General features: G+C 73.5%; 10 protein-coding genes. 8 read left to right on the top strand and 2 right to left on the bottom strand.

Annotation, left to right across the window (positions count from 1 at the left end; translation table 11 throughout):
- Positions 1-176: 176 nt before the first annotated feature.
- From ABD332_RS30565 to adhE, 3 genes are read left to right on the top strand one after another with little or no spacing between them, the layout of a single operon-like run.
- Positions 177-860: a CBS domain-containing protein gene (locus tag ABD332_RS30565; RefSeq protein ID WP_344505794.1), complete on the top strand. Its 684-nt coding sequence runs from the start codon at positions 177-179 to the stop codon at positions 858-860.
- Between the two features lie 5 nt (positions 861-865).
- Complete coding sequence (locus ABD332_RS30560; protein ID WP_344505793.1) at positions 866-1723, top strand: universal stress protein; 858 nt, start codon at positions 866-868, stop codon at positions 1721-1723.
- Between the two features lie 57 nt (positions 1724-1780).
- Positions 1781-4432 (top strand): bifunctional acetaldehyde-CoA/alcohol dehydrogenase, encoded by a 2652-nt coding sequence (gene adhE / locus ABD332_RS30555; protein WP_344505792.1) that lies wholly within the window; start codon positions 1781-1783, stop codon positions 4430-4432.
- Between the two features lie 46 nt (positions 4433-4478).
- Here the strand turns inward: adhE and ABD332_RS30550 are convergent, their stop codons facing one another.
- Complete coding sequence (locus ABD332_RS30550; RefSeq protein WP_344505791.1) at positions 4479-4658, bottom strand: hypothetical protein; 180 nt, start codon at positions 4656-4658, stop codon at positions 4479-4481.
- A 155-nt stretch (positions 4659-4813) separates the two neighbouring features.
- Here ABD332_RS30550 and ABD332_RS30545 point away from each other — a divergent pair, with 155 nt between their 5' ends.
- The 5 genes from ABD332_RS30545 (at position 4814) to ABD332_RS30525 (ending at position 11355) form a co-directional block, all read left to right on the top strand.
- Entirely contained in the window at positions 4814-5797 is a 984-nt protein-coding gene (locus ABD332_RS30545) for an Acg family FMN-binding oxidoreductase (RefSeq protein WP_344505790.1), read from the top strand.
- A gap of 124 nt (positions 5798-5921) precedes the next feature.
- On the top strand, positions 5922-8324 hold the full coding sequence (locus tag ABD332_RS30540; protein ID WP_344505789.1) for a phosphoketolase family protein: 2403 nt from the start codon (positions 5922-5924) through the stop codon (positions 8322-8324).
- A complete protein-coding gene (locus ABD332_RS30535) occupies positions 8321-9307 on the top strand; it encodes an Acg family FMN-binding oxidoreductase (RefSeq protein ID WP_344505788.1) in 987 nt (328 codons plus the stop codon). Before ABD332_RS30540 ends, ABD332_RS30535 begins: the two co-directional genes overlap by 4 nt.
- Before the next feature lie 189 nt (positions 9308-9496).
- On the top strand, positions 9497-9934 hold the full coding sequence (locus tag ABD332_RS30530) for a SigE family RNA polymerase sigma factor (RefSeq protein WP_425552315.1): 438 nt from the start codon (positions 9497-9499) through the stop codon (positions 9932-9934).
- Entirely contained in the window at positions 9931-11355 is a 1425-nt protein-coding gene (locus tag ABD332_RS30525) for a hypothetical protein (RefSeq protein ID WP_344505786.1), read from the top strand. Before ABD332_RS30530 ends, ABD332_RS30525 begins: the two co-directional genes overlap by 4 nt.
- A gap of 32 nt (positions 11356-11387) precedes the next feature.
- Here ABD332_RS30525 and ABD332_RS30520 read toward each other — a convergent pair whose 3' ends face one another.
- Positions 11388-12656, bottom strand: coding sequence for an MFS transporter (locus ABD332_RS30520; protein ID WP_344505785.1), 1269 nt, complete (start codon positions 12654-12656; stop codon positions 11388-11390).
- Positions 12657-12794 lie beyond the last annotated feature (138 nt).

Genomic DNA, 12794 nt, shown 5'->3' with positions numbered 1-12794 from the left:
ATAGTGACCTTTCCTGCTACCTGACGGCGACCGCCGAACGTCCACCAGCGCCGCCGACCGGCGTCCACCGGTCGGGGCCGTGGGCCCGCGACCGGGGGACTTTCGGCCCATGTGCCGGGACCGGACCCGGCGGAGGGTGGAGGGGAGACCACCGTCGTCCGGGAGGGAGCAGGTCGATGTCTGCGCTGCTGGTACGTGATGTGATGAGCACCGGCGTGGTCACCGTCGCACCCGACCTCGGGTACAAGCAGATCGTCGACCTCCTCGTCGAGTTCGGGGTCAGCGCCGTGCCGGTCGTCGACGGCGACCGCCGGGTGCTGGGCGTCGTCTCGGAGGCGGACCTGCTGCACAAGGTGGAGTGGGGCGCCGGCGCGCACGCCGGCCTCTTCGAACGCCGCCGGCAGCGCCTGGCGAAGGAGAAGGCCTCCGGCGAGCACGCCGAGGCGCTGATGACGGCACCCGCGGTCACCGTCACCGCGACCGCGACGCTCACCGAAGCCGCCCGGCTCATGGAGCTCCGCGACGTCAAGCGGCTCCCCGTCGTCGACGACGCCGGAAACCTGGTCGGCATCGTCTCCCGCCGGGACCTGCTGCGGCGGTACCTGCGGGAGGACGCCGCCATCCGCACCGACATCATCGAGTCGGTGCTGCGCGGCATCATGTGGATCGACCCGGTCGAGGTCGACGTCGCCGTCGCGGACGGCCATGTGACCCTCGCCGGGAAGATCGACCGGCGCAGCAGCGCCCAGATCGCCGTCCGCCTGATCCACCGCGTCGACGGCGTCGTCGGCGTCACCGACGACGCGCTCGAATGGGGCTTCGACGACACGACGGCCCGGCTCGGCCACATCGACGCCTGACCGCCATGCCGACACGGATCAGGGTCGTCGCCGGCTTCGACGGTTCCGCGGACGGCTGGGCGGCGGCCCGCCACGCCGCCGCCGAGGCCGCCGCCGGGCGGGGCGTCGTGCGGCTCGTGCACTCCCAGCTGGACCGGGTCGCGTACGCCGGCCTGCTGCCGCCCGACCTCACCGCCGACGCCCACACAGAGGCGTGGCGGCTGCTCGACACGGTCCGCGACGAGCTGGCGGCGGCCCACCCCGGCGTGCACGTCGAGGCGGCGGTCGTGCAACGGGCGCCGGCCGCCGCGCTGGTACGGGTGGCCCGCTCGGCCGACGTCGTCGTGCTCGGCCGGCGCGGGCACGGACGGCCCCCGGCGCGCGGCGGGGCCGGACGGATCCACGTCGGCGCCGTCACCGCGCACGTGATGGCGTACGCCTCGTGCCCCGTCGTCGTCGTGAGCGCCGGCGACACCGGGCACGGCCCGGTCCTGCTGGGGCTCGACCCGGCCGCGCCGTCGGCGGCGGCGATCCACCACGCGTTCGAGACGGCGCAGCGCCGCGGCACGGGCGTCAGGGTGTGCGCCGTCAGCGGACCCGACGACCCGCGCGACGACCCCGCCACCCGGCTGCTGCTCAGCCGGGCCATCGCCGACCGGCGCGCCGCGCACCCCGACGTCGCCGTCGCGCTGGACGCCCTGCACGGCGTCGACCCCGCCGCCCGGCTGCTCGACGCCGCGAGGGCCGCGTCGCTCGTCGTCGTGGGCGCCGGCGAGGGGACCGGCACGCTCGTGCGCAATGCGTCGTGCCCGGTCGCCGTCGTCGGTGGGCGGGACCTTGGTCATCCCCGGGCGGGACGTCGGGCACTGGGATCGATGCCCTGACCGCCGAAGGATGGAGGCGCGGGCCGTGCGGTCCGCGCCGCCCTCGGGAAGGAAGTGATGACGGTGACCGGGACCCTCACCCCGCTCGACGTGCCCGTCCTGGCCGTCGAAGGGACAGCACCGGCCGTCGACCGCCTGGTGACCAGGGCGCTGCGGGCGCTCGACGCGTACGCGGCACTGGGGCAGGAGCAGATCGACCACATCGTCAAGAAGGCCTCCGTCGCGGCGCTCAGCCAGCACGGCCGCCTCGCCGAGCTCGCGATCGAGGAGACCGGGCGCGGCGTCTTCGAGGACAAGGCGGTCAAGAACGTCTTCGCCTCCGAGCACATCGCGCACAGCCTCGCCGGCCTGCGCAGCGTCGGGATCGTGGCCCGCGACGAGATCAACGGCATCGTCGAGATCGCCGAACCGGTCGGGGTCGTCTGCGCCGTCACGCCCGTCACCAACCCCACGTCGACGACGGTGTTCAAGGCGCTGATCGCGCTGAAGACCCGCAACCCCGTCGTGTTCGCGTTCCACCCCGCCGCCCAGCGGTGCAGCGCCGAGGCCGCCAGGGTGGTCCGCGACGCGGCCGTCGCCGCCGGCGCGCCCCGCGACTGCATCCAGTGGATCGAGGCGCCGTCCATCGAGGCGACCCAGACCCTCATGCGGCACCCCGGGGTGGCCGTCATCCTCGCCACCGGCGGCGGCGCCATGGTCCGCGCGGCGTACTCGGCCGGCAAGCCAGCGCTCGGCGTCGGGCCCGGCAACGTCCCCGCGTACATCGAACGCAGCGCCGACGTGGTGCGCGCCGTGCACGACGTCGTGGTCTCCAAGACCTTCGACAACGGCATGATCTGCGCCTCCGAGCAGGCCGTCATCCTCGACGACGCCATCGCCGGCGAGGCCCTCGCCCAGTTCGAGCGGCTGCACGCGCACATCGCGACCCCGCAGGAGAAGGAGCTGCTGGAGCGGTTCATCTTCGGTGCCGCCGCTGGCTCCAACTGCGCCGGGGCCAGGCTCAACCCCGACGTGGTGGGCCGCTCCGCGGCGTGGATCGCGGCCGGGGCGGGCTTCGACGTGCCGGCGGACACCTCGGTCATCCTCGTGCCGGTCGGCGGGGTCGGCCCCGACGAGCCGCTGACCCGGGAGAAGCTGTGCCCGGTCCTCGCCGTGCTGCGCGCCGGCTCGACGGAGGAGGGTTTCCGCCTCGCCGAGCAGATGGTCGAGCTCGACGGGCTCGGGCACAGCGCGGTCATCCACACCGCCGGCGCCGCCACCGCGGAGGCCTACGGCCGGCGGGTCAAGGCGGTCAGGATCATCTGGAACTCGCCGTCGTCGCAGGGCGGCATCGGCGACGTCTACAACGCCTTCCTGCCGTCGCTGACGCTCGGCTGCGGCAGCTACGGCCGCAACTCGGTGTCCGGCAACGTCTCGGCGGTGAACCTGCTCAACATCAAGCGGATCGGCCGGCGCACCAACAACCTGCAGTGGTTCAAGGTCCCGCCGAAGATCTACTTCGAGCCCAACGCCATCCGGTACCTGGCGGACATGCCCGACGTCCACCGGGTCACGATCGTCACCGACCCGACGATGACCAGGCTCGGCTACGTCGACCGCATCCGCGGCGTCCTGCGCGGCAGCGCCAACCCGGTCACCGTGCAGATCCTGGACGACGTCGAGCCGGAGCCGACGATGGCGACCGTCGAGCGGGGCGCCGAGCTGATGGGCTCGTTCCGCCCCGACACGATCATCGCCCTCGGCGGCGGCTCGCCGATGGACGCGGCGAAGGTGATGTGGCTGCTGTACGAGAACCCCGGCACCGAGTTCACCGACATGCGGGAGAAGTTCTTCGACATCCGCAAGCGGGCGTTCACGTTCCCGGCCCTGGGCCGGCTGGCCCGGCTCGTCTGCGTCCCGACCACGTCCGGCACCGGCGCGGAGATCACCCCGTTCGCCGTCATCACCGACACGAAGACCGGCATGAAGTACCCCCTGGCCGACTACGCGCTCACCCCGAGCGTCGCGATCATCGACCCGGTGCTGACGGCCGACCTGCCGGCGAACGTCACCGCCGACAGCGGCTTCGACTGCCTCACCCACGCCACCGAGGCGTTCGTGTCCGTGTACGCCAACGACTACACCGACGGCCTCGCCCTGCACGCGATCAAGCTGGTGTTCCAGTACCTGCCGGCGGCGGTGCACCAGGGCCGCACCGACGCGACCGCGCGGGAGAAGATGCACAACGCCGGGACGATCGCCGGCATGGCCTTCGGCAACGCGTTCCTCGGCATGGTGCACGCCCTGGCCCACACCCTGGGCGCCACGTTCCACATCGCCCACGGGCGCACCAACGCGATCCTGCTACCGCACGTCATCCGCCACAACGGCACGGTGCCGGCGAAGCTGACCGCCTGGCCGAAGTACGAGCGGTACGTGGCCCCGGAGCGCTTCCAGCAGATCGCCCAGGCGCTCGGGCTGCCGGCCGGCACCCCCGAGGAGGGCGTGGAGTCCTACGCCGCCGCCGTGGAGCGCCTCCGCGCCGAGGTCGGCATCGAGCCGTCGTTCCAGGCCGTCGGCGTCGACGAGCAGACGTTCCTGGACGCGCTGCCGCAGCAGGCGATGAACGCCTACCTGGACCAGTGCGCCCCGGCGAACCCGCGCATGCCGATGCTGGACGACCTCCGCGCCATCATGCGGACCGCCTACTACGGCGCCGCCCACCAGTGACCGGAGTGCGGGCGGTGGCGCCGGGCGGTCTGCCGGCGCCACCGCCTCAGGCTGTCAGCCCGACGCGGCCGGTCCGGTGACGGTCAGGACCGGGTGACGATCGCCCGCAGGCGCGCGCCCAGAACCAGCCGGGCAGCGGCGGGACCGCGAGGACCTGCTGCTGCCGGTCGCGGACGAGCGCCGGCGCCTGCGCGGCGTCGTCGGGGTTGAGCTCCGCCGCACTCATTGCGGTTTGCCACCCCATCACCAGCCTCAGGCTCGTGCAATGACTGGCTGACGGCCGTGAGGGCCGGGGGTCCCGCCGGGACGGGACCACCGGCCCTGCCACGGAACCCGGGCGTGGGCGAGAGTCGATGTGAGCCCACTGAACGGGAGGCCGCCATGACACCGCACCTGCGAGCCGAGATCGACCAGGTCGCCGAGGCCTCGATCGCGGCGCTGCGCGCTCCGTCGATCCTGAACACCCAGCCGTGGCGGTGGCGGCTCGCCGGCAACAACGCCGAGCTGTGGGCCGACCGGTCCCGCCGCCTGGACGGCATCGACCCCGACGGCCGGCTCCTGCTGCTCAGCTGCGGCACCGCGCTGCACCATGCGACCGTGGCGCTGCTCGCCGCCGGCTACGACGCCGGCATCGTCCGGCTGCCGGACCCGGACCGGCCGGACCTGGTCGCCCGGATCCGTCAGGGACGGCAGCGCACCGCGGACGCCTTCCTGTACCGGGCGATCTACCAGCGCCGCACGGACCGCCGACCGTTCGGCGACACCCGCCCCGGCGACGCCGTGCTCGACGAGCTGCGCGCCGCGGCCGAGCGGCACGGCACCCACCTGCACGTGGTGCGCGACGACCAGGTGACGGCCTTCGCCTCCGCGGTCGCGCACGCGGGGGAGGCGGAGCACGGCGACGCGCGGATCCGGGAGGACCTGCTCGCCTGGACGACCCGCGACCGGGACGACCGGGACGGCGTCTCGCCCCGCAGCACCGTCCCGGACACCCACCGCACCATCGCGCCCCGGGACTTCAACCTGGCGCGCCCGGCGGCACTCGAACCGGGCACCGGGTCGGACCGCGGCACCGCGTACGTCATTCTCACCGTCGAGGAGGAGGAACCCTCGAACTGGGTCGCCGCCGGCGAGGCACTCTCCGACGTCTGGCTCACCCTCACCGCCCGCGGGCTGGCCGCCTCGCCGATCAGCGAGGTCGTCGAGGTGCCGGCGGTCCGGGTGGCGCTGCGGCGGCTGCTCGGCGGCGTCGGTCACCCGGCGATCGCGATGCGGGTCGGTGTGCCCGTCGACGACCTGGAACCGGTCCCGCCGTCCGTCCGCCGCTCCGGCACCGACACCATCGGCCTGCCCGGTCAACCGTGATCTTCTGACGCGTCCCGCATGCACGGCCGCGGCAGCTCGCGTAGCCTCGGCCTCATATGCCCGGGATGGAATGTTGACATTGCGACCGCAAACCTGAACACGCATATCGGAGAAAGGACGTCCGGTGACCACTGTCGCGGACCGCACCTCTGCCCTCGGCCGGCCCACTGACGACGAGATCGCCCAGCTGGACGCGTGGTGGCGAGCGAACAACTACCTCACCATCGGCCAGATCTACCTGCAGGGCAACCCGCTGCTGCGCCGCCCGCTCGCCCCCGAGGACATCAAACCCCGGCTGCTCGGTCACTGGGGCACCAGCCCCGGCCTGTCGCTGATCTACGCGCACGTGTCGCGGCTCATCCGGCTCACCGGCCAGCAGGCGATCTACCTCGCCGGTCCCGGCCACGGCGGCCCCGCGCTCGTCGCCGCCGGCTACCTGGAGGGCACCTACAGCGAGGTCTACCCGGCGGTGTCGCAGGACGAGGAAGGCCTGCTGCGGCTGTTCCGGCAGTTCTCCAGCCCCGGCGGCATCCCCAGCCACGTCTCCGTCACCACGCCCGGCTCCATCCACGAGGGCGGCGAGCTCGGCTACGTCCTCGTCCATGCGTTCGGCTCCGTCATGGACAACCCCGACCTGCTGACCGTCGCGGTCGTCGGCGACGGCGAGGCCGAGACCGGCCCCCTCGAAGGCTCGTGGAAGGGCGTCTCGTTCATCAACCCGGCCCGCGACGGCGCCGTCCTGCCGATCCTGCACCTCAACGACGCGAAGATCGCCGGCCCGACGGTGCTCGGCCGCAAGGAACCCGCCGAGGTGCGCTCGCTGCTGGAGGGCCACGGCTACGAGGTCCTCGAGGTCAGCGGCTCGGACCTGCCCGGCATGCACCACCGCTTCGCCGCCACCCTCGCCGAGGCGTGGGGCAAGATCCACGCCATCCAGACCGCCGCCCGCAGCACCGACTGGGACGGCACCCGGCCCCGCTGGCCGATGATCATCCTCCGGTCGCCGAAGGGCTGGACCGGGCCCGAGGAGGTCGACGGCGTCAAGGTCACCGGCACGTGGCGGTCCCACCAGGTGCCGCTGTCCGGCGTCAAGGACAACCCGGAGCACCTGGCGATCCTGGAGCGTTGGCTGCGTTCGTACCGGCCGGAGGAGCTGTTCGACGACGCCGGGGCACCCGTCGCCCTCGTGTCCGGCCTCGCCCCCGGCGGTGACCTGCGGATGAGCGCCAGCCCGCACGCCAACGGCGGCCTGCTCACCCGGGACCTCGACATCCCCGACTTCCGCAAGTACGCGGTCGAGGTCGACGAGCCCGGCGCCTCCCGCGCGGAGTCGACCCGGCGCCTCGGCGAGATGCTGCGCGACGTGTACAGCGGCAACCCCGACCGCTTCCGCCTCTTCTGCCCCGACGAGACCAACAGCAACCGGCTCGGCGCCGTCTTCGAGGTCTCCGACCGCGCCTTCATGGAGCGGGTCACCGACGCCGACGTCGCCATCGGTCGCGACGGGCGGGTCATGGAGGTGCTCTCCGAGCACAACTGCCACGGCTGGCTGGAGGGCTACACCCTCACCGGACGGCACGGCATGTTCGCCACGTACGAGGCGTTCGCGATGGTCTCCGCGTCGCAGACGGTGCAGCACGGCAAGTGGCTGCAGGAGGCGAAACGGCTCGACTGGCGGGCGAAGGTGCCGTCGCTGAACGTGCTGCTCACCTCGACCGCGTGGCGCAACGACCACAACGGCTTCTCGCACCAGGGCCCCGGGCTCATCCAGGTCGTGCTCACCCAGCGCGGCGACGTGGCCCGCGTCTACCTGCCGCCGGACGCCAACACGCTGCTGTCCGTCGCGGACCACTGCCTGCGCTCCCGCTCGTACATCAACCTCATCGTCATCGACAAGCAGCCGCAGCTGCAGTGGCTGAGCATGGACCAGGCCATCGAGCACTGCGCGGCGGGCGCGGGGATCTGGGACTGGGCCGGCACCGACGACGGCTCCACCGACCCCGACATCGTGCTGGCCTGCGCCGGTGACGTCGTCACGATGGAGACCGTCGCCGCCGCGCAGATCCTCCGCGAGCGGCTGCCGAAGCTCAAGGTCCGGGTCGTCAACGTCGTGGACCTCATGACGCTGCCCCGCCCGAAGGACCACCCGCACGGGATGAGCCCGACCCGGTTCACCGAGCTGTTCACCGACCACGTCGACGTCGTCTTCGCCTTCCACGGCTACCCGGGCGCCATCCACCAGCTCGTCCACGGCCGCCCCGACGCCGACCGGTTCCGGGTGCGTGGCTTCATCGAGGAGGGTACCACCACGACCCCGTTCGACATGACCGTCCGCAACCGCGCCTCCCGCTTCCACCTCGTCATCGACGCCATCAACAACGCGAAGCGGCTGCCGCGCGGCGCCGCCGAGCTGAAGGCGTGGTGCGAGCAGAAACTCGCCGAGCACGAGACCTACGTCGTGGAGCACCTCGAGGACCTGCCCGAGGTCCGCGACTGGACCCTCGGCGACTGGGCGGCACAGGGATGAGCACGGCGACCGAAACGCTGGCCCGGGCGGCGGACACCGCCCGGCTGGCGCCCTCCGTGCACAACACCCAGCCGTGGCGTTGGGTCGTGCAGGGCTCGTCCTTGTCGCTGTACGCCGTGCCCGGCCGCCAGCTGCGCGAGCAGGACCCGGCGGGGCGCCTCCTGCTGGTCAGCTGCGGCGCGGCGCTGCACCACGCGCGGGTCGCCCTGGACGCCTCCGGCTGGACGTACGACGTCGCGCGATCCGCCGGCGACGGGTCCACCACGGCCGACGACGCGACGCCGCTCGCGGTCGTGCACGCCTCGCAGGCCGGGCCCGCCGACCCCGGCGCGATGCGGCGCCTGCAACTGCTGCAGGTCCGGCGCACCGACCGGCGGGTGGTCAGCGACGAGCCGGTGTCCGCGGCCGTGCGCGAGGCGCTGGTCGCCGCGGCCGGGCAGGAGGGCTCCCGCCTGCACCTGCTCACCCGCGACCAGGTCCTCCAGCTCGCCGTCGTCATCGAGCACGCCGGCGACGCGGAGCGGCACGACGAACGGATGCGCGCCGAGACGGCCGAGTGGGTCGGCGGCGACCGCCCGTCGGGCACCGGCCTGCCCGACACCGTGATCCCCGCCGAGCTGCCGCTCACCACGGTCGCCGAACGCGACTTCGGCGTCAGCGGCAACCTCCCGGCCGGCTCCGGCCACGACGAGGCCGCCGCCTACGCCGTCCTGTACGGCGACGGCGACGAACCCTCCGACTGGCTCCGCGCCGGCGAGGCCCTCAGCGAGATCTGGCTCGCCGCGACCGAGCACGGCGCCGCGGTCCTGCCGCTGAGCAGCCCCGTCGAGCTCGACTTCACCCGCCAGGCGCTGCGGCGCATGCTGGGCGAGGTCGGCTACCCGTACCTGGTCCTGCGCCTCGGCACCACGGACCCCGACCACGCCGGCCCGGCCCACACCCCGCGCCTGCCCGTCGAGCAGGTCGTCGAGATCCTCGACTGACAGCACCACCGGCACGGTGGGCGGCGGGCCGGTCCGGGCCCGCCGCCCACTCGTCGTGGTTACGATGCATCCCCCCACGCACCCGTCCGCGCGCGGGACTGCGGGCGTGTGTCCCGGTAGGGAGGTGTCGTGGAGGCTGAGGAGTCGTTCCGTGCGTACGTGGCGGGCCGGTTGGCGGCGTTGTCCCGCATGGCCTACCTGCTGTGCGGTGACCGGCACGCCGCCGAGGACCTCGTGCAGGTGACGCTGGTCCGGGTCGCCCGGCACTGGGAGCGGGTGGTGGCCGGCGGGGACCCCGACCCGTACGTGCGGCGGGTGATGGTCAGCCAGCACGTGTCGCTGTGGCGGCGGCGCTGGCGGCAGGTGCACGTGAGCGATCAGCTGCCGGACCGCGCGGTGCCGGACCGGGCGGACGCCGTCACGACCGCGCTCGCGGTCCAGGCCGCGCTGGCGAAGCTGGCGCCCCGGCAGCGGGCCGTGCTGGTCCTGCGGTACTTCGAGGACCTGACCGAGGCCGCGACCGCCGAGGCGCTGCGCTGCTCGGTGTCGACCGTGAAGAGCCAGACCCGGGACGCCCTCGCCGCCCTCCGTGTCAAAGCGCCCGAGCTGGCCGAGGTGATGTCATGACCGTGCCGTTGCGTGACACGCTGCGTGAGCTGGGGGAGCGGATGCCGCCCGCCCGGCTGTCCGACGACCCGTGGCGGCGCGGGCGGCGGCAGCGGCGCCGGAGCAGGGTCGTCGCGGCCGTCGTCGTGGCGCTGCTCTGCGCGGCCGTGGCCGTCCTGCCCGGCGTACACCTGGAGTCCCGGCCCGCCCAGGGCGACCCGGCCGTCCCCGCCGGCATCGAGCTGCCGTACTTCTGGCAGGCGACGGTCGGCATGGCGCCGCCCGGCCCGGCCACGGTGCTGTTCGGCGGCTACAGCTGGGGGCTGAGCAGCGACCCCTACCCCTTCGAGGAAGAGGGCGGCAAGCTCGCCGTTGTCGGCCGTAACGGCGCCTACCGTATGCTGCGCTATCCGGACGACAAGCTGCGTGCCGGGCAGGATGTGCGGCTGTCTCCGGACGGCAACCTCGTCGCGCAGAGCATGCTGACCGGCGGTCCGGCCGGGTGGCTGGTGGTCACCGACCTGCGCACCGGCCGTAGCCGCGGCTACGGCGACGGGCCGCCGGCCTGCTGCTTCGAGGTCGCGGCGTGGCGGCCGGACAGCGGCGCCGTCCTGGTACTGCACGGCGACAACAACGACTTTGATCCAGGAACCGACCGCCGACGGGCACAGTACATTCTGGTCGACCTGGCCAGCGGCGCGCTGGTCCCGGTCGACGACGTGTTCGCGCGCGACCCCGTCGCCTCAGCGTGGGTGGCGGCGTTCGCGCCGGACGGCCACGGGTTCGTCGCGACGAGGCCCTCCGCGGGCGGCACCGAGTTGCGCGGTTACGACGCCGCCGGCCGGCGGCTGTGGACCCGCGACCTCGGCGACCGGCGGCTGGCCGGCGCGGGCGCCTACACACCGGACAGTTCGGCCGTGGCACTGCTGACCATCGACGGCTGCACGAACACAAAGGAGTGCGACCACGATCGGCTCGCCGCCCGGCGATGGCGCGTCTCCTACGCAGACGCCGCCACCGGCGCGGACCGCGAAGGGCCGGCGCTGCCGACGGTGACCGGTCCGGCGGTACGAGCGCTCGGCTGGCACGGCGACACCCTCATCGTCGTGCAATACGAACTCGAAGACGAAATCCTGCTGGAACCGGACGATACGGGCTGGTCAGAGACCCGGCACGTCCGCGTGCTGGCGCTGCGACCAGACGGCACCGTGAGCGTCGTGCTGGACCCGCCGGGCGACGTCAGCTCCATCGACATCGCGCAGGACCTGCTCCGCGACGGGCGGTTCGGTGGCCCGGTGCCAGCGCCGGCGGCGCTGCCCGCCCGCTGGTCGGTGATCGCGCAGGCAGGCGTGCTCGCGCTCTGCGTGCTGTCACCGGTGCTGCTGATCGCCGCCCTCGTCATCCGGCTGGTCCGTCGCCGCCGCCGCACGGCCCGGCCGTAGCGGCGGCGTCTCGGACCGTTGTCGGCCGCGGCTCAGCGGTCCTCCGGCACGGGTAGCTCCCGTCCGAGGCGTACGAGCGGGGACAGGACCATCACCAGCGGTGACACCATCATGCCGGCGGCCGCGACGAGGATGGCGGTGCGCAACCCCAGCTCGCCCGCGAGGAAGCCGCCGAGCAGCGAGCCCAGCGGGGTCAGGCCCATGCCGGCGAACGTGATCGTCGCGGCGGCGCGGCCCTGCATCCCGTCCGGGGTCACGGCCTGCCGGATGGCCATGACGGTGACGTTGACCAGCTGTCCGAAGGCCCCGGCCACGAGGTTGATCGCGGCGAGCGCCGGCACCGTCACCGTGGGGGTGCCCTGCACCGCCGGCACGAGCAGCAGCGCGCCGTTGCCGATCGTCGCTGCGGACACCAGCACCACGCCGTGGCCGAACCTGCCGGGCAGGCGGGCGGCGAGCAGCGCCCCGGCGAGCGCCCCGGGTCCGGTCGCCGCGAGCACCAGCCCGACCGCGCCGCCCGGCAGGCGCAGGTCTTCGGTGAGGTAGACCAGATACGCGGTCATCACGGCCGCGAACGAGAACTGGAACGCACCGGAGGCCAGGCACACGGCCCGCAGCGACGCCTCACCGGCGACGAAGCGGACGCCTTCCCTGACCTCCCGCCACACGTGCGGGGCCCGGCCGGCGCGCTCCGGGGCCGGCTCGCGGTGCCGGATCCGCGAGACCGACCCGAACGACAGCGCGAACAACAACCCGTTGGCCACCACCGCGATCGACGCCGACGGCAGCGACACCAACGCCCCGCCGAGCGCCGGACCACCGATCTGCGCCGCGGACCGGCTGCCCTCGAGCGCGCTGTTGCCGCGCAGCAACTGGTCGCGCCGCAGCATCCGTACGAGCAACGCCTGGTACGCCACGTCGAAGAACACCGACATCGTCCCCAGCGCGAACCCCGCGACCAGGAGGATCGGCAGGTCGAGGCCGCCGGCGAGGGCGGCCGCGGCGACCCCGGCCAGCACCAACGCGCGGCCGAGGTCCGCCAGCATCATGACGTTCCGGGCGCGCCACCGGTCCACCCAGGCGCCGATGAACAACGACAGCAGCAGCAACGGCGCCTGCCCGACGGCCCGGAGCGCACCGAGCCCGCCGACGTCGAGATGCAGCGTCAGCACGGCGATCAGCGGCAGGACCACCAGGCTCGCGTGCTCGCCGAGCTGCGAGGCGGTCTGCCCCACCCAGAGCCTGCGGAAGTCGGCGTCGCGCCAGAGAGCGGACGGAGCGGCGGGTTCGGAATCGGGCACAGCGGAAGACGCGGACGGCACGGAAGACCCCTCGGGTTGCCGAAGACAACGGCCCGCCGCCCGTTCCGCAGACGCGTGAACGGGTTCAGGCGGGGAGTGCTCGCTGTGCCGCGCTTTCGAAGGCAGCACGCGATGACC

It is taken from the genome of Dactylosporangium maewongense (genome assembly GCF_039531485.1).
GTDB lineage: Bacteria > Actinomycetota > Actinomycetes > Mycobacteriales > Micromonosporaceae > Dactylosporangium > Dactylosporangium maewongense.
The sequence above is the reverse complement of the archived record's forward strand: the minus strand, read 5'-3'. Positions and strand labels throughout refer to the sequence as shown.

What these genes read in the sequence shown, in the direction of transcription:
- ABD332_RS30535 (WP_344505788.1), top strand. Translation starts at nt 8,321, where the DNA reads ATGAGCACGGCGACCGAAACGCTGGCCCGGGCGGCGGACACCGCCCGG.
- ABD332_RS30550 (WP_344505791.1), bottom strand. Translation starts at nt 4,658, where the DNA reads ATGAGTGCGGCGGAGCTCAACCCCGACGACGCCGCGCAGGCGCCGGCG.
- ABD332_RS30545 (WP_344505790.1), top strand. Translation starts at nt 4,814, where the DNA reads ATGACACCGCACCTGCGAGCCGAGATCGACCAGGTCGCCGAGGCCTCG.
- ABD332_RS30530 (WP_425552315.1), top strand. Translation starts at nt 9,497, where the DNA reads ATGGCCTACCTGCTGTGCGGTGACCGGCACGCCGCCGAGGACCTCGTG.
- adhE (WP_344505792.1), top strand. Translation starts at nt 1,781, where the DNA reads ATGACGGTGACCGGGACCCTCACCCCGCTCGACGTGCCCGTCCTGGCC.
- ABD332_RS30560 (WP_344505793.1), top strand. Translation starts at nt 866, where the DNA reads ATGCCGACACGGATCAGGGTCGTCGCCGGCTTCGACGGTTCCGCGGAC.
- ABD332_RS30525 (WP_344505786.1), top strand. Translation starts at nt 9,931, where the DNA reads ATGACCGTGCCGTTGCGTGACACGCTGCGTGAGCTGGGGGAGCGGATG.
- ABD332_RS30565 (WP_344505794.1), top strand. Translation starts at nt 177, where the DNA reads ATGTCTGCGCTGCTGGTACGTGATGTGATGAGCACCGGCGTGGTCACC.